Source organism: Thermotoga sp. KOL6, assembly GCF_002866025.1.
GTDB lineage: Bacteria > Thermotogota > Thermotogae > Thermotogales > Thermotogaceae > Thermotoga.
Genome location: NZ_LNDE01000001.1, coordinates 419,881 through 442,343, shown reverse-complemented (window position 1 = coordinate 442,343; position 22,463 = coordinate 419,881). Strand labels below are relative to the sequence as shown.

Genomic DNA, 22,463 nt, shown 5'->3' with positions numbered 1-22,463 from the left:
GTGAAGAATTCAGTGGGATTAGATTTATCTGTTTTTGAGTTATAATAATACTAGACTAATTTGGGAGGTGTTTATGGTGATCTACAAAGAGCTCAATAACACGGGAGAAAAGATTCCAGCTTTAGGGTTGGGCACTTGGGGAATAGGTGGGTTCGAAACACCGGATTACTCAAGGGATGAAGAAATGGTAGAACTTCTTAGAAAAGCAATAGAAATGGGATACACTCACATAGATACCGCCGAGTACTACGGTGGAGGACACACGGAAGAACTCGTTGGAAGAGCTATTAAAAGTTTCAACAGAAAAGATCTGTTCATAGTTTCAAAGGTTTGGCCAACTCATTTAAGGAGAGACGATCTTTTGCGTTCTTTGGAAAATACTCTGAAGCGACTCGATACGGATTACGTTGATCTGTACTTGATACATTGGCCCAATCCTGAAGTTCCACTTGAAGAAACCCTTTCTGCAATGGCAGAGGGTGTAAGACAAGGAATGATAAGATACATCGGTGTATCCAATTTTGATAGGAAGCTTTTGGAAGAAGCGATCAACAAGTCATCGGAGCCCATCGTTTGTGATCAAGTTAAGTACAACGTCGAGGACAGGGATCCTGAACAAAACGGTTTGCTCGAGTTTTGTCAGAAAAACAACATCACTCTGGTTGCCTACTCACCTTTGAGAAGAACACTGCTTTCAGAAAGAGTAAAGAAAACACTTGAAAACATAGCGGTGAAACACAACGCCACTGTTTATCAGATCATGCTCGCATGGTTGCTTTCAAAGCCGAATGTTGTAGCCATACCAAAGGCGGGTAGAATAGAACATCTCAGAGAAAACCTCGATTCAACGAAGATAAAACTCACTGAAGAAGAGTTGAGACTACTCGATAGCCTTGGATAATTCGTACAAATTTTTGAAGACAAAATCAGGTTTTACATCCGATCTGGATAGATCGTCTAGAGTGGTTTCGCCTGTGAGAACGAGTATTGAAACTATTCCGGCGTTTTTTCCCAGTTTTACATCTGTATAAAGTCTATCACCTACCATCGCCATTTTTTCTTTAGGAACATTGAGTTTTCTTGAGATCACCTCTACAACCATAGGGTTCGGTTTTCCTAACACGAGATCCGGCTTCCTACCGGTCGAGGCTTCAATAGCTGCTATAAGGCTTCCCGCATCGGGGATCGGGCCCTCTTTTGAAGGACAATTTATGTCTGGATGGGTGGCAAGGTATTTTTTTCCTTTTCTGAGAAAAAGACATGCTTTTTTGAGCTTTTCGTACGTAAGTGTTTTGTCAAAACCGAGAACCACGAAGTCAGGTTTTTCATCTTCCATCACGTGACCATAGGATGCAAAGACTCTTTTCAACTGTGGTGTTCCGAGAAGAAAAATTTTACATCGACCGTACTTCTGTAATATGTACTCTGCGGTTATTTCTCCGGAGGTGATCACGGAGCCTTTCAGTACAGGTGCACCCATTTTCCTCAGTTTCCTCACGTAGTCTGTGGGTCCAAGGGAAGAGTTGTTCGTGAAAAAAACGTATCTTTTTCCCTTTTGTTTCAATATCTCTAGGAAATCCAGTGAACCAGGGAGAAGGATATCATCCAGGTAAAATGTTCCATCCATGTCCAGAATGAATAGGTCTATCTTATCGAGCACCTTTCAACCTCCTTTGTCTCACCGTTTCGAACAAAATTATTCCCACGCTGACAGATACATTCAGAGAGTCTATTTCGTTTTCCATCGGTATCGTTACCGCTTTGTCACATTTTTCCTTTACAAGCCTTCTGATGCCTTCTCCCTCGTTCCCAAATACGAAAGCCGTTGGCAACGTGAGATCTTCTTCGTATATCGTATCACCATTTGTGTCCGCCGCATACACCCAAACGTTTTGTTCTTTCAACTCTTCTATCGTTCTTGCAATGTTTGTCACAATTGCAATCCTAGACCTAAAAACAGTCCCTGCGGATACTTTCACTACAGTTTCTGTTACTTTCACAGATTTATCTTTTGGGATTATGATACCGTTCGCTCCTGCTCCAACGGAGGTTCTAACTATAGCACCCAAATTGTGTGGATCTTGGATCTGATCTAATATCACTATCAATTGAGGAAATTTGATTTTCAAGATTTCTTCGACTGAGCAGTATCGGTATTCATAAATATCGAAGACAACTCCTTGATGTTTCTTTGTTCCGGAAAGATTCCTCAGTCTTTCTTCGGTCTCGAATGAATATTTTATCCCTTTTCTTTCTATTTCTTCTATGAGCGAGAGAAAGTGACTACTTGGACTTTTCAGTTTTTGGAAAAAAACTCTTTTAATTGGAATGTTATTTCTGAGAGCTTCCTGAAGAATTTTTCGGCCGTACACTCTCAAAGTTCAACACCACCTGTAGAAGTTCTTCGATTCTCCGATAGTCTCTTTTCAGAAAAAGAAAACCCACAAGAGCCTCAAATCCCGTACTTTTTCTGTAAAGAATGTCATTTCCGTGCTTTTTGGCTGTTTTCGAATTCATCGCTCTTTTTGCAACTTCTCTCTCTTCCTCCGTTAAGAGAGGCCACAGAAAATCCAATATCTGGGCTTGTCCATGTTTCGAAGTGTACCCTTTCACTTTTTCATGAATGGAAGATACTCTACAATCTCCGACGAATTTCAAACGGAACATGAGTTCTAAAACAGCATCTCCTATATAAGCTAGGACAGCCGACGATAGATTTCGGGTTTCCACGTCAAAACGAAAAATTTCTTCCATCTTGTCATCTCCCAAGGTATGCAAACAATTTGGTGTTCATGTAGTGTTTGTCGGTAAGAAAATAGGATAGATTCTTCTCAAGAAACTGGATTGGAAGGATGTTTTCTGGCAACCTTGGAATGGGTAAATCAGCAGTGAGCAGAGGAAGTGTAGCTGCGAGATCGTCGAAAATGCTTTTCAAGTGAAGAATCTGTGAATCGTCTTCTATGTAAGTTTCCAACCTAACAAGTCCTCTTGTGCTTTCGCTGTTAACAAGTTTCACATAGGTTCCTATTTTCTTCAATTTTCTTTCTGTATTTTTTTCTACGACAAACATCTTACTACGTTCACCTTTCTTGAGAAAACGAAGTTTTCTGAAATCTTCTCCTTTCAAATCCGTGGAACTTATGTTTTTCACAAGTCCAATGGGTCCAACGTTTTCTTTAAAAGGAAGTTCTGGAACGGCCGGACCATCTTTCACAACGAGGGAACTTCCAGTGAGATATTTCTTCACTTCCTGTATTTCAAGAGTTTGTAAATAAGAATCGATCGAATCCATAGCATCCCTTCCATCCTTTATGACCTTGAAAACAAATCCTTCTACTTCTTGGTTTCCGCTTTCTGGAAAATTCTGTGAAAATCCAACCACTCGCTCTACGACAGGAGGAGAATGAGGGGAAAACAAGGGACGAGTCCCAACATCCTTTTCCCAAATCACGGCTCCCACACAAAGTTCAGCAAATATTCCTCTGAATCCTTCATCGGTTGTTATTCGCACGAAACTTCTTCGCTTTCCATCGACGAATATGATTCGTTCGAGCGTTTTTCCTTGACCTTGTTCATCATCTTCTAGGAAATTCGATCTTTCGACAAAAGTTTGATCTGACACATGTTCTTCTAGTTCGCTCTGAATGTTTTCGATTCTCTCCACACGCATTCATATCACCCCAATATTACATCGAGGGAGGCCATAACCAAAAATCCAATCATGATCCACCATGTGGAAAGAAGTTCGTTTCCTTTAGAATGCGTCTCAGGTATGACTTCATCACTCACAACGTAAATCATGGCTCCGGCGGCGAATGCCATCATGTACGGTAAAAGTCTTTGAGAAATTGAGACTATACCTGCTCCAAAGAGTCCACCAATTGCTTCGACAAGACCCGTGAGAAAGGTGATCAGAAATGCTTTACCCTTTTTGTATTTCATCGGTATCAAAGAAGCCATAACTGCCGCACCTTCTGGTATGTTTTGAACACCAATTGCTATTGCTATAGCAAGGGCTTGGGGGGTAAAAGCAGAAACACCAACTGCCATTCCTTCTGGAAAGTTGTGTATGGTTATAGCGATAATGAAAAGCCAGATTCCTTTTATCCTTTTTATGTCGGGACCTTCATATCCTTTAAGAAAGTGTTCATGAGGAATAAGTTTGTCTGCTAGATTGACAAAAAGTCCTCCCAGAACGAAGCCGATAATGAATCTTATAACACCTCCCATTTCTAAAGCGGGAGCAACCAAACTGAAGGCACTTGCGGCGATCATGACACCCGCGGCGAATCCTAGAAACGAGTCGATTGTTTTATCGCTTGTCTGACGCGGTTTTAAAAAAAGGAATGGCAACGCTCCGAGAGAAGTTGCCATTCCCGCAACAAAACTGTATAGAATTCCTTTCAAAACCATTCTTTCACCTTCATAATTTTCTCGCAACCTCGAATATTATCTGTGCGATCTTTCTTCCCGTTTTTTCCGCCACTTCTAACACTTCTTCTGCCGTCAAGGGCTTCAAGTCTTCTGGTACCGCTCTGTCTGTAATAGCGGAAATTCCTAGGACTCTTATTTGGCCATGCCTTGCTACTATAACTTCTGGGACCGTGGACATTCCAACTGCATCTGCACCGAATCTTCTAAGCATTCTAAGTTCTGCAGGAGTCTCGAAGCAAGGACCTGACACTGCCACATAAACACCTTGATAGACAGGTATCCCAAGTTCTTTTGCACTGTTGTAAGCAAGATTTATGAGTTCTTTATCGTAAGGCTCTGACATGTCTGGAAACCTAGGTCCCCATTCATCCACATTGGGACCTATCAATGGATTATCTCCCATGAAGTTTATGTGGTCGGTTATGATCATGGGTCTTCCTACTTCAAAATCGGGATTGAGCCCGCCTGCAGCGTTAGTTACTATCAACACTTCGACTCCGAGGAGCTGCATCACTCTGATCGGGAAGGTAACTTCCTTCATCGAATAACCCTCGTAATAATGGAAACGCCCGTTCATCAACATAACATTCTTCCCATAAAGCTTTCCGAATATCAATTCTCCTTTATGACCAGGAGCTGTGGAAATAGGAAAACCTGGAATCTCACTGTAGGGGATTTTTTGGGAATTTCCTTCTTTTTCCACTTCATCGGCAATCACAGAGAGGCCTGACCCCAATATAATGGCAATCTTCGGAGGTTCTTCAACATGATTCCTCAAGTATTCGGTAGCTTTCTCCACTCTTTCCTTGTAGGTTTTTATATCCACTTTAGACACCTCCTCTTCCACCTTTTCTAAGGAGATTCTATCATGAGTGTAGTACATCAACCTCGTGGAATGTGACGGTTCTTGGATCAAAGATAAGAGTTATGGTTCCAACCGGTCCATTTCTTTGTTTTCCAATGATTATTTCTGCTTTATGGGGCTCGTGAAGTTTACTCTCTTCTTTCTCTTTTTTACTCTTGTAATATTCTTCTCTGTATATGAATATGACTGTATCCGCGTCCTGCTCTATAGCTCCGGATTCTCTCAAATCGCTGAGTCTTGGGCGTTTGTCCTCTCTCTGTTCAACAGCTCTTGAAAGCTGTGAGAGAGCAACCACCACAATGTCTAATTCCCTTGCGAGGAGTTTCAGAGATCGGGAGATCTCCGATATTTCTTGCTGACGACTTTCTTTCCTGCCCTTCAAGTGCATGAGTTGAAGATAATCGACGAAGATGATCTTTATATCGAACTCTTTCTTCATCCTTCTGGTCTTGGCCCTCAAAGTTCTTGGGTCCAAAAGTGTCTCATCATCAACTACTATGGGTGCTTTGTAAAGTTTGGAGGCCGCTACGGTGAGTCTTTCCCATTGTTCTTGATCGAGATATCCTGTTCTTATACTGTACAGATCGACTCCAGATTCCATACTGAGAAGTCTTTGAGCAAGTTGTTCTTTCGACATTTCGAGACTGAATATGCCAACTGGTATCTCAAAATTAACAGCCATGTTTCTGGCTATTGAAAGAGCGAAAGATGTCTTTCCCATAGATGGTCTGGCTGCGATTATCACCAAATCCGAACTGTGAAATCCCGTAGTTTGTTTATCCAAACTTTTGAATCCTGTGGGGAGCCCTGTTACAAGAACGCCGGGTTCTATAACGTTAGCTTTTTCTCTGAAATTTTCCAAATTCTCGAACACATGATGCATGATACTCCGAAGATGATCGTACGATTTCGTTGTTTTCATTTCTGAGATCTCGAATATCATTCTCTCCGCGTTATCCAAAAGAAGGTCTACGTCTTCTTCCATGTAGGCGCTTTCAGAAATTTTTCTGGAAATTTCGATAAGTTTTCTCAAAATGGATTTTTCCTTAACAATCTCTGCATAGTGAACGGCATGTGCAGAACTCGGTACCGCCTCCGCTAATTGAGCAACTTCAATGTCTCCGCCGACTTCTTCGAGTTTTCCCATACTCTGCAATTTGTCGCAAACGGAAACGACATCCACTGGTTTTCCTTCATCGTAAAGTTCCTCCATCGCTTTGAAAATGTACTGGTGTTTTTTGAGGTAAAAATCTTCATAACTGATAATTTCTAACACATCGTTTATAACAGAAGGATCGATCAATATACTACCGAGGACGGCGATCTCTGCTTCCAAATTGTGGGGAGGAACGCGCATGTTATCACCTCTCAAAACATGTTCAATCCAATTCCTTCGTTCGTATCGAATCCGATTCCTTCGTTTGGAAAGTCTCTTATGTAGAAAAATAGTGAGAAATTCTTTAAAGAGAGATTCTTCCCAAAAGACATCGAAGCTTTTGCTCCTAAGCAGTGGAGTGATTTTTCAATGGAGAAAGAAAAAGATTCTATATTCCAATCTTTTAGTTTCAATGAGACAGAAAAAGTTGGATCGTCGTTTTTTACTTCATAAGAGAGGTCGAGATCCTCTTTATAGAATTCTGCTTTCAACGTGTGCGAGGATTGATTTCTTTTGAAACCTCCGCGTATCCAAAATCTTTCCAACTCAAAGGGGTCGACTTTTATCTTTGAGTAGGCAGTTATCCTTGGATTTTCCATGAAGAAGAACTCTTTTCCATAAATTCTGAGCTGATCTTCGATGTATTGAACGTGTGGTTTTTTGTAGTGATAAATGAAGTAAAGTTTGTTGTAAACCGCCCCTGTTTTTTGTGTGAATTCCCATTTGGTGTAACTTTTTTGCAAATCGTCCAAGACGAACCGTGTAGTTGCGTTTAATCCGTTTGTGATCATACCGGTTTTGAAAGAGGAAGAAACCTTCAAATAGGGATCAGAAAATTCTTCTTTGAGGAAATCGTACGTCGTTTCAACGGAGATAGAGAGATTCCCAAGGGAAAATTTTGATTTCAGATCGAGTTCGTTTTTAGCTTTGTTTTGGGAAAATTTCCTAAGATTCTTTCCTTGAAGGGTATAAAGCTTATAATAACTTTCAAAAGAAAGGGGACCTATTGGTAATCTCAAAGAGGTTGTGAAGAAATTACCAATACGGTAACCTTCCTCAGATGATTCGTAAATGCCAGCGTATATTTTATCATCTAGAATGAGAATTTTTCCAAAGGACAAATTTTGAAAATCCAAAATGGTATCGCTTTTCAGAAAACTTGTGGTTCGATTGAGTTGACTGTTTTCGAAAAGATACTTTCCGGCGGTGTTGACACTGAAAGATTGGATGAGGAAAAAAGGTTTCGATCGAAAGGAGGAGTTCAGTGTACCAAAGGTCCGTTCTCCTTTCTCTATCTTCGTTTCATGGTAAAAATTGCTCACAAGAAAAGTTCCCCAATCTGCTTTAATGGAAAGATTTTTAACAGTAAGTTGTGGAGCGATCAGTACATCCCCGCCTTCATTCGCTTCTCTCTTCAGTCTAACACTGATGCTTCCATTGAACAATTTCCCGTTATGATCAAACTGATAGACTCTTTTAGAGTTTTCTTGTTCGAAGAGAAAAGAATTCTCTTTGTCGAAAATTTTTGCTTTGACCCCTTGTTCAGAAAGTGATTCGGTGTATTCCAGATTGACCGAGAAAACTCCAAAAGAATGATTCCATTTGAGTTCTTTCCATGTTCCTTTCTTCAGCACGTTCTTCGTTAGAAAAAAGACATTCCCTTCACCGTAGGAAATGTTGTACGATGTTTTCACATATGGTTCTTCTCCCATTCCCACCTCAACGGAAAATGGTTGGGGTTTGTCGGAAAGATTTGTGAAAAAGATAGGTTGATAGAATATGGGAATTCCCAGAAGATAAAAAACCACATCTTTTGCAAGAAGGTACTCGTTTTCTACTATTTCCACGTGCTGTGCTTTGAGTTTGTAATGTGGTGGATTTGAAGAACAAGTGGTAATGTATCCCTTTTCCATCACAGTTTTCGATCCTTCGGAAGTGAGTTCTTCTCCAGACAGATATATCTGCTTTTTCTCTTTGTTCACTTCTATCCTCGTATTCCCTCGAAGGTAGTATAGAATGCTTTGCTCTTTCTCGGTTTTGAACACCAATCTTTCGCTCTTCAGAAAGGTATCTCCTTTTCTGTAAGAAACTTTACCGGTCGCTTCGAAACCTTTCACCTTTCCTTCTTCGTTCAGATGGACAACAACTTCGTTTGCTTCCACGTATGCATCTTTGTAGAGAATCTTCACACCACCTTCGAAAACGAAAGTATCTGGATATTTGTTCACCTTTTCGGCTATGATATTGAGTTGGGCAGAAAAGAGGGAAGAAGCCAAGAAAAATACACCAACTACAAACAACTTTGTGAAAAACTCCCTGATTCTGTAGGCGAAGACAGTATCAAGGAGAATGAAAAGGATACCTCCCACCACAGTAAAAACGATGTTTGGAATCCATGGAGCTAACAGAGGATCAAGAAGATTTTCCTTTCCCATGGCACTTAACCATGCTCCACTCCCTTGATACAAAACGACGAGAACAAAGGTGAAAATCACACCCCAGGATTTACTCCTCAACTGGAAGAGCAACGAAAGAGGAACTCCAACTAAAACTATCACTATCGGGGTCAGAGAATTTGCATATCTACTGTGGAGCTCAACTATCCAAGGTGAAGGTTTTATTCCAACCTTTCTGAAGAAGTTTATCTTCTCTTTGAGTTCTTTTCCAGTCATTTCTCTGGGAGTCTTTCCAACTCGTAGAAGATTTTCTATGTCTTCCGTGATATCGAGTTCCATTTCGGAGAAATGGACATCGAGTTTCAAAAATCCATCCTTATCAATCGAGTAGTATCTACCGTCAAATAGATACCATTTATCATCTTTTTTCTGGACTCTTTTTGCTGTAACGATTTTCTCCTCACTTCCGTATTTGAAAATTACAACATTCCAAAGGGTATTCGTCTTCTCATCGTACTTTTCTACGTAGAAGTATTGATCTTCTCCTATTTTCGATATGACGTTCTCAACTACAAAAACTTCTGGTTTTCTGAGAACGTACTTAGACATCGCCTCTTCGGCTTTAGATTGGTATGCAGGAACTATCCTGTCGTTCAGAAAAAAGACAATGATGGAAAGCAAAGATCCTAACAAGATGAAGGGGACTATCAAATTTTTCTGGGAAATTCCATGGACTTGAATAGCCATGAGTTCTCTATCTTCCGAAAGTTTCGAGAAAACCCAGAAAACAGCAAGAAGGACCCCAACGGGAACACCCATGGCAACAAAGTAAGGTAGGTAATAATAAAGAAGGAGAAACAATTTCTCAATACCCACCCTGTGACGAACTATCAAGTCGGAGAGCTGGTAGAGTATCTCTATACTGACGAAGATTATGAATCCAGCTAGACCAACGAGAAAAGGAATAACAGAGAGTTTCATCAGGTATTTAATCAGTACTTTCAAAGAGAACCCCTCCGGATTTTTTGAAAAGAAGCAGCTCATCGTGATAACACTTGTAAGGTTCTCCCTGAACCATGTACACTGAGACTTCCACGATGTTTGTAGCGTAATCTGCGATGATCTCTATGTAGCCTGCTATTTCGAGCAAGAGAAGGGCTCTTCTTACGTACTTTGGTGACTCCATCATGTAGAGTAAAAGTTCTTCTCTCACCTTTTCGTACAAATCATCCACTTTTGAATCCATTCTGCAAACCTCAAAGGATTTTTCCACGTTTATATCCGCGAACATTCGAAGGGCGAATTTCAACATTTCCGATGTTTGATTCGCCATAGTAGGAATATCTTCGAGAGGTTTCAAGGGAGGTTCTTCCATCAGTTCGAGCACGTTCTTTGCTATGTCATGGCATTTGTCTGCTATGTTTTCTATGAGTTCTGCTACTCTTATCCCTGCAGTCACTGTCAAAAGAGGTTTCCCGATTGGTGAGAAGAGTCCCAATATCTCCATGGCTTTTTCCTGAATCTCTACCTCCATCTGATCGACAACTTCTTCATCGGCAACCACTTCTCTCGCGAGTGATTCATTCCTTTCGATGAGAGCAGATATGGAATTTCTGAACATTTTTTCTATGAACCAACCCGCTTTTAGGACACCTTTCTTAAATTCTTCAACCCTTTCGTTCAGCAATTTATTCACTCGATACGCCTCCCATAGCCCAATTTATCTCTGATCACTGTTACATAATCGTATTTAGTAGGGCGCAGTATCTTGATGTATCTATCTGCTTTTTGAACAATGGCCTTCTTGGTTTTTCCTAGCATCATACCGTCGACCAGCAAATTGATTTCTCTTTGACAGTCGATTACCACTTTGAAATTGGAAGGTATCACCACACTTCTCGTTAGAAAGAACTGTGGGGCGATCGGTGAGATTTCCAACACTTCGCATTCCGGGAATATTATGGGTCCACCAATGGACAGAGAGTACGCTGTTGAACCTGTGGGAGAAGATACTACAACGCCATCTGCAAAAAACCACATGGAGGAATGGTGTTCTACGTTCACCTCTATTTCCACCATTTTTCCGCTCAAATCCCTTTCCATTACGACATCGTTCAAAGCCAAATGAGAACCTAACTCGCTATCTACACGTATGAACCATCTCAATTCTTCGCGGAAGCTCTTGTTCTTCAGATCTTCGAGAAATTGATCTACCTCTTCGAGGGTGTAAGAAGTCAGAAAACCAAGTCTTCCCGCTTTGAAACCAACCAAAGGAGTCCCATCTGCTGCTTTTTTGGCTGCTCTGAGCATTGTGCCGTCTCCACCTACCACTACTATCAAATCGGCTTCGACATCGTCTAGTACATTTTCTTCGCCAAAGACTACCACATCATGTTCTTTCGAAATCTTGTTTTTCAAAAATTCTCCTTCCTTTCTTTTTTCTTCCCTGTACAGAATGGCTATTTTCACGATAACCTCACCGCCAGATCGAAGAGAGTTTCAACAAGAAATCCGTCTAAAAAAAGAAGAATAAAAATGGCTATCATCGGTGAGATGTCCACGGGTCCTATAGGTGGTAGAAAACGTCTTATAGGATTCAAAATCAGGGAAGAAAGAACCTCAAAGAATCTCCTTGCGGGATGGTAATAGTACGGCATAACCCAACTGAAAATCACAGAAATCAATATAGAAACGATCTCTACGTATATGAATACTCTGAGGGTTACTGCCAGAGCTCTGAGAAAATTCGCTATCACGAACATTCATCTCCCTCCCTTGAATATAGCGCTTCCTATTCTTACCATCGTTGCTCCCTCCTCTATCGCAACCTCGAAGTCGTTGCTCATACCCATAGAGAGTTCTTTCAGTTTTACATTGTTACTGTTGTACTTCTTGGAAAGTTCATCACGCAGTTCTTTGAGAATCCTAAATCCCCATCTCACCTCTTCAGGGTTTTCCACGTACGGTGCCATCGTCATGAACCCCAAAACTTCTATTTGCTTGAAAGTTTCGCACATTTTCAAAAACCCCTCCACCTCTTGAAGCAATAGGCCGGCCTTTGTTTTTTCTCCGAAAACGTTTACTTCTATCAAAATTTTCTGGATTTTCCCCAGTTTTTTCGCTCTTTTTTCTATCTCTTCGAGTTCTTCAACTCTCCAAACCGAGTGTATCAATTCACATCTTGGAACAATATACTTCACCTTGTTCGTTTGGATCCTTCCTATAAAATGCCAAACGATAGGCCTGTCTTTGAAATATTCACTCTTTCTGATGAGATCTTGAGCCCTGTTTTCTCCAAACTCTCGGACACCTAGAAGAAAGAGTTCTTCCATTTTTTTAACATCTGCGTACTTCGTTGCAACAACGAGTTTTACTTCCGAAGGATCCCTACCTGCACGGTGTGCGGCTTCCTTTATCCTGTTCATTACGTTTTCTAGATTTTCTTTCAATCCCATGTGGCTTCACCTCAGAAGAGGCGATTCTCCGGAAAATTGTAGTTGAGGTGCTTGTAAGCCTTCTCCGTTGCGATTCTTCCTCTTGGAGTCCTTGCGAGAAAACCAGATTGAAGGAGATAGGGTTCGTACACTTCGGTAAGCGTATCCGGTTCAATGCCTAGAGATGCTGCTAAAGCATTCAAACCGACTGGTCCGCCCTTGTAAACCTCAATGATCGTTTTCAAAATCTTTCTATCGAAATCGTCCAACCCCTCTTCGTCTATGTTGAGTACTTCCATCGTTTTTCTTACGATATCCATGTCTATTTTGTCGGCCTTCTCGATGGTAAGCATGTCTCTTACTCTCTTTGTGAGTCTTATTGCTATTCGTGGTGTTCCCCTGGATCTTTTAGCGATCATTTCGGCAGCAACATCTTCTATGTCTACTTCCATCAAGCTGGCTGCCCTCTTTATGATTTCTTTCAACTCTTCGATCGTGTAGAAGTCGAGTTCCAAAATGATTCCAAATCGACTTCTGAGAGGAGAACTCAGAAGTCCACTCCTAGTGGTGGCTCCAACGAGAGTGAAAGGTTGAATGTCTATTCTGATGGATTTCGCACTGGGACCTTTCCCTATCATTATGTCGATTTGAAAGTCCTCAATCGCTGAATAAAGGAGTTCTTCTACCGCCTTGTTCAACCTGTGTATTTCGTCGATGAAGAGTACATCTCCTCTTTCCAAACTGGTGAGAATAGCGGCCATGTCTCCTTGTTTTGCAAGAACAGGTCCACTCGTTACGTGAATGTTCGTCTGAAGCTCACTCGCTATGATGTGGGCAAGGGTTGTTTTTCCAAGCCCCGGAGGACCCGCGAGGAGGACATGATCCAGAATCTCTCCTCGCATTTTTGCTGCCTCCAACGCAAGAAAAAGCTTCTTTTTAACCTTTTCTTGTCCCACGAATTCGTCCAGTGTTTTTGGCCTCAGAAATTGGACACCGGAATCGTAAATAGTTCTCTCTGGTGTGAGAAAATCACTCACCGTTTCACCTCTTCGATTTTTCTTTTTCTTGAAAAATTATACCACTCAAAAAGTAAAGGGGCCCTTCGGCCCCTTCAATGCTTAATTAAGCATGTATCATCCGCCACCACTCGTACTGCCGCTCATTACAAATCCTATTATCACTCCCAAAATTCCTATGGCAACTCCTGCCAGTGCCATGGTTTGTACGTCGGAAATCTTCTTGCTGAGAGTTGCACTCACGCTGTTGACGTCTTCCATCCAAGGTTTGGAAGAGACAACATCACCGACTTTTTGAGAGAGTTCAGTGTTGCTCTGACTGAGGTTTTGGACTTCTTCTTCTATCTTGGTGACCCTTGCGGTGATCGCTCCTATATTCCTTTCGAGAGAAGTCACTTTTTCGGCTGTGGACTCAACTTGTGCAACTCTCTTTTCCAAATTTTCCATGCGGCTGTTAATGGTAGTGACTTGTCCCTCGAGAACGCTCACGCGAGCATCAAGTGCTTTCGCTGTTTTCTGCAGAGATTCAAGATCGCTTTGAAATTTGGAGACGAGGACTTTGAGATTCCCGATTTCACCGGACAGAATGGTGTTGTTTTTGTCGAGGGTGGCAGATACTTCTGAAAGTTTTTGATCGAGAGTCTTCGTGTACGACTTAAGAGTATCTTCGACGTAAGCTTTCAAAGAAGTTGTTGTGTTCACAACGAGTTCTTCGAGATCTGTAGATTTTTTCTCAACTGCCAGTGTTTTCTGTTCAAGATCATTCAATTTCGACATGACTTGAGATATTCTGGAGTCAACGTAATCCTTTTTGACGTAATCTTCAGCAAATTTGGCCTCCAAAGCGGCAATTCGAGAGAGTGCCTCACCAACTTTGCTGTCGAGTTCTTTGATACTATCGGACTGACTCTGAACCTGACTCATAACTTCCATTCTGAGATTCTTGAGGTCAACGAGTGTGGATTTCAAGTTCGCAACATCGTTCTTGAGAGTCTCAAGATCGGAAGTAACTCCCCCAAAGTTGTCAGAAAGATTCTGCACTTTCATCAAAGCGGTGCTCACGAGATCTTCGAGGGTACTGACTTTGTTTATGAGCCCAGAAATATTTGCAGATGGTTGTTTGAGAATGTTGTAGAGCCTGTAGAAAGCGACGGCAGCTTGATACCTTGTGAGGTAAGAATTTCCTTGGAAGGTACCGTCCGGCAAACCGGTGAGTACTCCGAGTTTTGCCATTTCTGTTACCGCCTCATAAGCCCAGTGGTTCACTGGAACATCTTTGAACTGTTGTGAGATACCGATGAGTGCACTGAGTATTAGGACTATCACCAGGAATTTTCTCATGAACATACACCTCCTTTAGGATTTATCTGTGAATATGTGTTCTTCTGATGGAAAAGATCCTTCTTTTACCTCTTTTTTGAAAGTTTGGAGTGCGTCTAGAATGACAGAATAAAGATCTAAATATTTCTTGGAAAACCGAGGGGAAAAGTCTGGATTCATTCCTAGAAGATCATGCCAAACGAGAACTTGCCCGTCACAGAATCTACCTGCTCCAATACCTATGGTGGGAATGGCAATGCTTTCAGTGATCTCCTTAGCCACTCTTTCGACCACAAGTTCCAAAACGATAGCGAACGCCCCCCTTTTCTCCAACTCTTTGGCACTTCTAAGGAGGTATTCCTCACTTTCTTCTGTCTTTCCTTGGACTCTGTAACCTCCAAAGCGGTTCACGAATTGTGGGGTGAGTCCAATATGACCCATCACAGGGATTCCGGAATCAACGAGTTTTTGGACTAAATCACCGAATTCCTCTCCACCTTCTATCTTAACCGCGTTTGCTCCTACTTTCAAGAATTTTCCAGCATTTTCTACAGCTTTTTCCATCGAAATTTGATAAGAGAGAAACGGCATATCAGCTACTATGAAAGCATTTGGTGCTCCTCTTCTCACAGCGGCAACGTGGATTAGCATCTCTTCCATGGTAACAGGTATTGTATCTTTATACCCAAGAACGTTATTTCCGAGGGAATCACCAACCAGTATTATGTCTATTCCAGCGTCTTGAGCGATTCTAGCACTAGGAGCATCGTATGCTGTAATCATCACTATTTTTTCTTTACCTTTCATCTTTTTTAACTTCATCACGTTCACTACCTGCCACCTCCTTCAAAATTTTTACGATTTCGTCGTAAAGGGTATAACTTCCAAAAATCTTTTCAAACACCATCCTTTCTGCTTCAACCACTTCCCAATCACCGCGTTTTACGGGCCCTGTCAAAGCACCTTCTACACCTATCTCTTTTAAGTTGTCAACGACTCCTTTCATGAGAGCATGAATGAGTTCTTCCGGTTTTTCTATTCCAAGAAGAGAGTAGATCTTTTTGGAGATGGAAGCGAGAGCTATCGGGAAGTTCGACACGATGACAGCAGCAAGATGGTACATCTTTTTTTTCTCTGATGGAATCAGCAGGTATTTTCCTGATATCGCTTTCACAATTTCGATGGCAGTGGCGACTCCTTCTTCGTCCCCTTCGATTCCAAAAATGATTTGCTTCCTCATTTCAAGGGCTTTTTTGAGATTTGAAAAAGAAAAATTTGGATGGAGGGATGCCCTCTTTTTTCTTTTGAAGATATCCGAGCTGAGAAAACCAGAACAATGCATGAGTACAGCATCCCCCATTTTCAAATGTTTCGCAACATCTTCTATGTACTTGTCTGGTACTATCACGAAAACAACACCGCTCATAGTTGGATGGTTGTCAATTGTGGCGGGATGACCACCACAAGTTTTGGAAAGGTTTGTCGCCTTTCTCAGATCACGAGATAGAATGTATCCAATTTCAAATTGTTCTTTCAAACATTCTATAAAAAATCTCGTGAGGTTCCCAGTTCCTACAAAATTCAGAACCATCTTAGTATCTCCTTGATTTCTTCCACGGCTTTTTCTGGGGAATCTACGAACATCGCAGCTCTTTTCTGACCACTTCCGCCTTTTACGTTCATCTTCTCTTTCACCTTTTTGAAAATCTCCCTGCAATCCACCCAGTTTGAGACTATCTCGATGTGATCCGGATACTCCAGAACTATCACGGCGTTTTCTTGATCGGCAAGAAACTTGGGAAGAAATTTTCCTTCTTCTACTTTGTTGAGAAAGTAGAAGTCGAAACGTCCTATCTTTTCTGGTTTTATCGTTTTGGAAAGAAGCTGTGCATATTTTTCTGAGAGTTTGTCAAGTTTTGTGCTCTTTTCTTTCACACTTTTTAAAAGGTTCTCCACTCTCTTCACCAATTCCTGAGATGATGTAGTGAGTATTTTGCTCAGCAATTTTAGAATCCTATCTTTCTCTTTGTAATCTTTCAAGGCACGTTTCCCCGCAACGAAGTAAACTCTGGTAAATGTCCTTTTAACTTTTTCAGAATCGATGATCTTGATCAAACCGATTTCACCCGTGTTTTCCACATGGAAGCCACCACACGCTGTGATGTCGAAATCCCCTATTTTCACCACTCGAATTTTTCCTTTAACCATTGGTAACTTCCTAAGGTTCAGCTCACTCACTTCTTCGTAAGTCAGCTCCGAGATCTCCACTCTTTCACAATCTCTTACTACATCGTTCGCGAGATCCTCCACTTCTTCCAAAACCTCTTCTAAAACGAAAGGAGCGTTTAAAACGATAGTTGAAATCTCCTCCCCCATATGAAAACTCACCGTTTCTAAATCAGCTACCTTCAAAAAAGCTGCAGAAAGAATGTGTTGAGCGGTATGTTGGCAAGCGATATCTTTTCTCCTTGAGAGATCTATTTCGTACTCGTACTCACCCGGTTCGATCGGGGCATCCAGATAGTGAAGAATGTATTTTCCTTGTTCTTTCACCTTGATCACATTTGCCGGTCCAATTCTCCCTCTATCTCCCAGTTGACCGCCTTTCCCATCAGGATAAAAAGGACTTTCTTTCGCGATCGCTATCGTTTTTTCTTTCTCCATTACCACTCTCTCGATCTTTATCGTTCTCACATTCATCCTCCCTCTTGATAAAAAATCGAGTTGAGTATTTTTATAATTTTAATTCTTTATCACTTTTGATTTCCGAGAAGGCGCCAGATTCTCGCAACAAATCTGACGATTTTTCTTTTCATCAAGTGTTCGAATAATTCCCTCTCTTTACCAGATACTACAACAGCACTCAACAGGAAAAGACTGGTTCCTAAAAGTACTATCCAGTAATTCTGGAGCACAAAAGAATAAGTGTATATCCAAAAGGTATGAATTGTCCTGTCGATTATGTTGAAATCGGGAGTGGGTAGTTTTATTATTTCGTAGCTCACGTTTTCTGGAGTAACGTGAACTTTTATGAAATGATAAAAGTAGTGTTCAGGATCGATTCCGAAAAGTTCTGCTCCGGCCCCTCCAGTTATTGTGTATGGAACACCATCCCATTCTCCCTCAAAGTAACCATGGATGTGACCGGCGAAGACTCTGGTAACATGGTACTTTTTTAGGAGACTCAAGAGATCTTGAGCCTTCTTTAGATTCTTCATAGAATGGCCAGGTTGTTTCTTTACCCTCGGGTCGAATATAGGTACGTGCATGAAAACGAAACGGTATCTCCAAGATTGCGATTTTCCCAGTTCATTTTTCAGCCATTCTAGTTGATACGCATCGATGTCTTCATTGGCATTGTTGACCACAATGAAATAAGAGTTTCCAGTCTGAAAAGAATAATAAAGAGGGCCGAAGATCTTCATATAGTTCTCTGGATGGTCTGCTAGATCGTGATTCCCTGGGACATGAAAAACTGGAATTTTGAATCTCTTTAATTGCTTCAGGTAGAGCTGCCATTTAAACATGGAACCATCGAAAACCATGTCACCTGTGTTAACACCGAAAGCAATCGCTTTCTCTTTATTCACCGCATCTATCAACTTAGAAAAGGTTGAAACAGAATTTTTGTTATCACCGAAGACGATAAAAGTGAATTCATCTCCTAATTGTTCTTTCTCCACGTTCTGAATGGTCTTGTATATCAAATCTTTTTCCGAAACGACAAAAAAATAGGTGTCTAAGAATTTCAAACCGGATATCACAATCATAGCAAGTGCTGTTATTGTCAAAAATGTCTTCATTTTTTTCATCTCCTCACTGAAAATAAATTATACTCCCCATTTTTTAATCAAAAAAGCATGGTACAATTTTAGAAAACACTGTAGGAGGTGTTCACATGAGGCTCGAAGGAAAAGTGTGCATGATTACAGGTGCCGCAAGCGGTATAGGAAGGGCAGCAGCCCTCCTCTTCGCTCAGGAAGGTGCCATTGTCGTAGCGTGCGATGTTTCCAAAGAGAACCTCGACGTACTTGTTGATGAAGCACAAGATCTTTCAGGAAAAGTGGATCCCTACCTTCTTGATGTAACAAACAGGGATCAAGTAAAAGAAGTCGTGGAAAGAGTTGTTCAAAAGTACGGCCGTATTGACGTGCTGGTGAACAATGCCGGGATCACAAGAGATGCTCTTCTTGTTAGAATGAGAGAGGAAGATTGGGATGCGGTGATAAGTGTGAATTTGAAAGGAGTTTTCAATGTTACCCAAGCTGTGGTTCCTTACATGATAAAACAGAGAAGTGGTACCATTATCAACACTTCCTCTGTTGTGGGAATCCACGGTAATGCAGGGCAGACAAATTACGCGGCCACAAAGGCGGGAGTTATCGGTATGACGAAAACATGGGCAAAAGAACTTGCGGGGAGGAACATAAGAGTGAATGCGGTTGCTCCTGGTTTCATAGAAACACCTATGACCGAAAAACTCCCGGAAAGAATTCGAGAGGCAACACTGTCTCAAATTCCTCTTGGGAGATTTGGAAAGCCAGAAGAAGTTGCTAATGTGTATCTTTTCCTTGCTTCCGATGAATCGAGTTACATCACAGGACAAGTCATCGTAGTGGATGGGGGCCTCGCAATTTGAGGCCCCTCATCTTCTGAACACTTCCATCCCTTCGATGAAAACTCTTTCAACTTTCGATTTCATGTTGAATGGATGATCACTCCACACAACCAAATCTGCATCTTTTCCTTCTTCAATTGATCCTATTGTGTTGTCCAGGCCAAGGATCTTGGCTGGGTTTATTGTGAGAATCTTCAGGAGGTCTTCTTCTCTTGCGCCATATCTCATAGCGGTAGCTGCCTGAACAGTGGCGTATTCGAGAGGTATCACAGGGTGATCGCACATCAACGCGATCATTACTCCAGCCTCCACGAGTTTTGCTATGACTTCCATTGTTAGATCCTTGAGTTCCAGCTTCGTTCTGAATGTGAGGAGTGGACCAACAACGACGGGTATATTCTTTTCAGCCAGTATCTTTGAGATCTTGTACGCTTCGGTTCCATGCTCTATTACCAAATTGAAACCGAATTCCTCCGCTATTCTGATTGCGGTGAGTATGTCATCTGCTCGATGTGCATGAATCCGGGCAGGTATCTTTTTTCTCAGCACCAATTCACCTATTTCCATTTTCAAATCCGTTTCAGTGAACTCCTTTCCTTCTTTTTCGGCGATTTCTTTTTTCTTCATATAGTTCTTCACTTTGATAAAATAATCTCTTATCACACCTGCTGTTCCCATTCTAGTTGAGGGAGTCTGTTGTTTTCTTTCACCGTATACTCTCTTCGGATTTTCACCAAACGCCATCTTCAGTCCTGCTGGATCTTTTACAACGCACTCTTCCACAATGATGGACTTAAACTTTACGACGCTCCCTTGACCTCCTATCGGATTGGCACTTCCAGGAACGATCATAACGGTGGTGACTCCACCTGCCAATGCCCTTTCAATGGCAGGATCCTGGGGATTGAAACCATCGAGTGCTTTCACGTGGGGAGTTACAGGATCCGTTGCCTCGTTTCCATCACTATAGTAATAGCCTACTCCTTCTTCAAAAAGACCGATATGTGAGTGAGCATCCACGAAACCGGGAAAGAGAAACTTTCCTGTTAGATCGACGATTTCCGCGTTTGGATCTTGAATATTTTCCCCAATCTTTTCTATTTTTCCGTTCGAGATCAAAATGTCTCCTTTGAAAGGATTCGAAGTGATGGGAAAGATTGTAGCACCTTTAAGTAACGTCTTCACATCCATCCCTCCCTTTTTGGTTCGTACTACGAACTATTTTAACACGTTCAAGACTTGAGAATAATATGGAAGTCAGAAGGAGAAACGAACCAAAAAATTGTTTTCGTGACATGGTTTCTCCCAGGATGAAGTAGGAGAGAACAGCAGAGAACACAGGTTCACCGAGAAAAACGAGTGCCGAGACATTGTTACCGATCTTCTTTTGATACTTTGCTTGAAGGTATATCGCAAGAATTGTGGCGAAAACTGCTGTGAATAGAGCGCTTCCAGTGGCGGCAGGGGTAATCTTCCAGTTTTTGAAGAAAATATTCAATATCAAACCAAAGATAGAAACTGCAAGAAACTGGGGAAAAAGAAGATCTTTCTCGCTAACGAGTCTTGAAAATTTTGTCACCAACACGAGATGAAGTGCAAAACTCACCGCACAGAAAACTGTCAGAAGATCTCCCAAATTGAAGTTTCCTATTCCTCCGGAGATTAAATAGAGTCCTGATGTTCCTATCAAAAACGAGAAAATTTGAAAGAGTGTGGGAATCTCTTTCTCTAGGAAATAAGCAAAAACGGGAACGAAAACAATGTACAACGATGTGATGAAACCACTTTTCGTAGAGGTAGTCAAAATGAGCCCCCAGGTTTGAGTGGTGTATGCCACTCCAAGAACTATTCCAAGAATGATTCCGTATTTGAAGTTTCCTTTCCCAAAAAAAAGGAGGGAGAGGAAAGCGGCGATGAAAAATCTCAAAGCAATGTAAAAAGTGGGTGACACTCCCTCCAATGCTACTTTCTGAAGTGGAAACGTGGCTCCCCATATGAACGTGACAAAAAGAAGACTCAGGATTGCCTTTACCAATTTTTACCACCTGCTTTTCACGGTAAATTCGAATGTCTTTTCTGAAGATGACGGAACATTCAATTCAAAAACGATCATATCGGACATGACTTTAGATGGCTTGAGAGAACTTTTGACTATCTCGAGTTCTCTTCCATGAATTATCACCTTTGCCTTTACTTCTCGTTTTTTCAGATTCTGAACGATCACCCTCCAACTGCGTTCGTGAAGATCTTTGTATTCTCTTTCTTCAACAAGTTCACCTCTGACACGAACATCCCAAGAAGATGCAATTGGAAGTTCTATTTCGGCATCTTTTGCGATATCGCTTATCTGTGTTTTTCCTATGATCAAGTCCACCCCCGAAACTTTCGAGACCACATTTACGGTCCCACCAGGGAGATCCGTGGGAGTTTTGAATTTCTTCATAAAAGTGCTTTTCTGAAATCCAAAGCTTCCCTCATTCACGCCAAAACTGTAGAAATAGTACTCATCTATATTGGAAATCGAGGTTGATATAAATTCTACCGTGAGAGGTTTCTTGATATCTTCTACTTCACCCACATGGAAGATTTTTACTTCGTTTGTTTCAAATTCTTCATGAAATGATTCGCCTACTAAATTACTTTTGGCGAACATTACTCTTCCCCCTTCTTCAGTCATTGGTCTAGACACAAGAAAAACATCTGCTTTCTCCACATTAGAAATGTTCAGGAAGACGTTCCCTATAAGATTTCTTTCGAAGAGATAGTATTCTGCCTTCCAGCTTCCATTAGACTGAAGAAGAACGGTCACTTCACCTCGAGCTTTCACAACGAGTTTTGCCTCTACATTCCTGGTTTGGCTGTAATCAAAAACTAACCATTTTCTCAAAGATGTGTTGTAAAAATAATGCTTTGTACCTTTTTTCAAGATGATAGGGGAAAGACTCACTACCTCGCATTTATCAGGAGGGGTGTCTGCTATTTCCACGAGACGACCTTTTACAATTTCCTCCCAATCAACCTTTTCGCCAGGTTCTGTGTACCAAGATTCCGCTCCGAGAACATCCATCACACTCCAATCATGAGGTAAAGGAAACGTTTCAATTCCGTTTACTTTCACATGGTTCATGAGAATCGCTTGATTTTGGAAAAGAAGCAATATGGGAGAAGAGAAAACTGTACCGGAAATGACTAAAACAATCAACAGAATCCTCATGGTATCTCAC

General features: G+C 41.4%; 22 protein-coding genes and 1 pseudogene. 2 read left to right on the top strand and 21 right to left on the bottom strand.

Annotated elements, in window-relative coordinates:
* The first annotated feature begins 73 nt into the window (after positions 1–73).
* A complete protein-coding gene (locus AS005_RS02245; RefSeq protein WP_233186205.1) occupies positions 74–901 on the top strand; it encodes an aldo/keto reductase in 828 nt (275 codons plus the stop codon).
* Here the strand turns inward: AS005_RS02245 and AS005_RS02240 are convergent.
* The 18 genes and pseudogenes from AS005_RS02240 to AS005_RS02155 form a co-directional block, all read right to left on the bottom strand.
* Positions 881–1,660, bottom strand: a complete 780-nt coding sequence (locus AS005_RS02240; RefSeq protein ID WP_101510058.1) for an HAD-IIA family hydrolase — start codon at positions 1,658–1,660, stop codon at positions 881–883. The genes AS005_RS02245 and AS005_RS02240 overlap by 21 nt on opposite strands.
* Complete coding sequence (gene rlmB, locus AS005_RS02235; protein WP_101510057.1) at positions 1,650–2,378, bottom strand: 23S rRNA (guanosine(2251)-2'-O)-methyltransferase RlmB; 729 nt, start codon at positions 2,376–2,378, stop codon at positions 1,650–1,652. The genes AS005_RS02240 and rlmB overlap by 11 nt, the downstream gene beginning before the upstream one ends.
* Positions 2,332–2,754 carry a Mini-ribonuclease 3 gene (locus AS005_RS02230; protein WP_101510056.1) on the bottom strand — a complete coding sequence of 141 codons (423 nt, stop codon included), beginning with the start codon at positions 2,752–2,754 and terminating at the stop codon, positions 2,332–2,334. The genes rlmB and AS005_RS02230 overlap by 47 nt, the downstream gene beginning before the upstream one ends.
* A 4-nt stretch (positions 2,755–2,758) precedes the next feature.
* Positions 2,759–3,670, bottom strand: a complete 912-nt coding sequence (locus AS005_RS02225; protein WP_101510055.1) for a DNA double-strand break repair nuclease NurA — start codon at positions 3,668–3,670, stop codon at positions 2,759–2,761.
* 5 nt (positions 3,671–3,675) lie between these two features.
* Entirely contained in the window at positions 3,676–4,413 is a 738-nt protein-coding gene (locus tag AS005_RS02220; RefSeq protein WP_101510054.1) for a ZIP family metal transporter, read from the bottom strand.
* Between the two features lie 10 nt (positions 4,414–4,423).
* Positions 4,424–5,260: a purine-nucleoside phosphorylase gene (locus AS005_RS02215; protein ID WP_199203810.1), complete on the bottom strand. Its 837-nt coding sequence runs from the start codon at positions 5,258–5,260 to the stop codon at positions 4,424–4,426.
* A 40-nt stretch (positions 5,261–5,300) separates the two neighbouring features.
* The gene (gene dnaB / locus AS005_RS02210; protein WP_101510052.1) at positions 5,301–6,656 is read right to left on the bottom strand and encodes a replicative DNA helicase; all 1,356 of its coding nucleotides are present in this window, start codon (positions 6,654–6,656) and stop codon (positions 5,301–5,303) included.
* A gap of 11 nt (positions 6,657–6,667) precedes the next feature.
* Entirely contained in the window at positions 6,668–9,856 is a 3,189-nt protein-coding gene (locus AS005_RS02205; protein WP_199203809.1) for an LptF/LptG family permease, read from the bottom strand.
* Entirely contained in the window at positions 9,840–10,547 is a 708-nt protein-coding gene (gene phoU / locus AS005_RS02200) for a phosphate signaling complex protein PhoU (RefSeq protein WP_101510050.1), read from the bottom strand. Before phoU ends, AS005_RS02205 begins: the two co-directional genes overlap by 17 nt.
* Positions 10,544–11,320, bottom strand: a complete 777-nt coding sequence (locus AS005_RS02195; protein ID WP_101510049.1) for an NAD(+) kinase — start codon at positions 11,318–11,320, stop codon at positions 10,544–10,546. Before AS005_RS02195 ends, phoU begins: the two co-directional genes overlap by 4 nt.
* Complete coding sequence (locus AS005_RS02190; RefSeq protein WP_101510048.1) at positions 11,317–11,613, bottom strand: YggT family protein; 297 nt, start codon at positions 11,611–11,613, stop codon at positions 11,317–11,319. The genes AS005_RS02195 and AS005_RS02190 overlap by 4 nt, the downstream gene beginning before the upstream one ends.
* Positions 11,614–12,306 (bottom strand): YggS family pyridoxal phosphate-dependent enzyme, encoded by a 693-nt coding sequence (locus AS005_RS02185; protein WP_101510047.1) that lies wholly within the window; start codon positions 12,304–12,306, stop codon positions 11,614–11,616. It abuts the gene before it with no gap.
* A gap of 11 nt (positions 12,307–12,317) precedes the next feature.
* Entirely contained in the window at positions 12,318–13,322 is a 1,005-nt protein-coding gene (gene ruvB, locus AS005_RS02180) for a Holliday junction branch migration DNA helicase RuvB (protein ID WP_101510046.1), read from the bottom strand.
* 96 nt (positions 13,323–13,418) lie between these two features.
* Positions 13,419–14,642 carry an S-layer homology domain-containing protein gene (locus tag AS005_RS02175; protein WP_101510045.1) on the bottom strand — a complete coding sequence of 408 codons (1,224 nt, stop codon included), beginning with the start codon at positions 14,640–14,642 and terminating at the stop codon, positions 13,419–13,421.
* Positions 14,639–15,452, bottom strand: a pseudogene (panB, locus tag AS005_RS02170) (3-methyl-2-oxobutanoate hydroxymethyltransferase). The gene AS005_RS02175 and the pseudogene panB overlap by 4 nt, the downstream one beginning before the upstream one ends.
* A complete protein-coding gene (locus tag AS005_RS02165; protein ID WP_101510044.1) occupies positions 15,418–16,212 on the bottom strand; it encodes a Rossmann-like and DUF2520 domain-containing protein in 795 nt (264 codons plus the stop codon). Before AS005_RS02165 ends, panB begins: the two are co-directional and overlap by 35 nt.
* Positions 16,203–17,321 (bottom strand): alanyl-tRNA editing protein, encoded by a 1,119-nt coding sequence (locus tag AS005_RS02160; protein ID WP_101510043.1) that lies wholly within the window; start codon positions 17,319–17,321, stop codon positions 16,203–16,205. The genes AS005_RS02165 and AS005_RS02160 overlap by 10 nt, the downstream gene beginning before the upstream one ends.
* Positions 17,322–17,374: 53 nt before the next feature.
* Positions 17,375–18,424: a metallophosphoesterase gene (locus tag AS005_RS02155; RefSeq protein WP_233186204.1), complete on the bottom strand. Its 1,050-nt coding sequence runs from the start codon at positions 18,422–18,424 to the stop codon at positions 17,375–17,377.
* Positions 18,425–18,519: 95 nt separating this feature from the next.
* Here AS005_RS02155 and fabG point away from each other — a divergent pair, with 95 nt between their 5' ends.
* Positions 18,520–19,260, top strand: coding sequence for a 3-oxoacyl-[acyl-carrier-protein] reductase (gene fabG / locus AS005_RS02150; protein WP_101510042.1), 741 nt, complete (start codon positions 18,520–18,522; stop codon positions 19,258–19,260).
* Positions 19,261–19,266: 6 nt separating this feature from the next.
* Here the strand turns inward: fabG and AS005_RS02145 are convergent, their stop codons facing one another.
* From AS005_RS02145 to AS005_RS02135, 3 genes are read right to left on the bottom strand one after another with little or no spacing between them, the layout of a single operon-like run.
* Complete coding sequence (locus AS005_RS02145; RefSeq protein ID WP_101510041.1) at positions 19,267–20,430, bottom strand: amidohydrolase; 1,164 nt, start codon at positions 20,428–20,430, stop codon at positions 19,267–19,269.
* Positions 20,408–21,274, bottom strand: coding sequence for a DMT family transporter (locus tag AS005_RS02140; RefSeq protein ID WP_101510040.1), 867 nt, complete (start codon positions 21,272–21,274; stop codon positions 20,408–20,410). Before AS005_RS02140 ends, AS005_RS02145 begins: the two co-directional genes overlap by 23 nt.
* Before the next feature lie 3 nt (positions 21,275–21,277).
* A complete protein-coding gene (locus tag AS005_RS02135; protein WP_101510039.1) occupies positions 21,278–22,453 on the bottom strand; it encodes a hypothetical protein in 1,176 nt (391 codons plus the stop codon).
* Between the last annotated feature and the right edge of the window lie 10 nt (positions 22,454–22,463).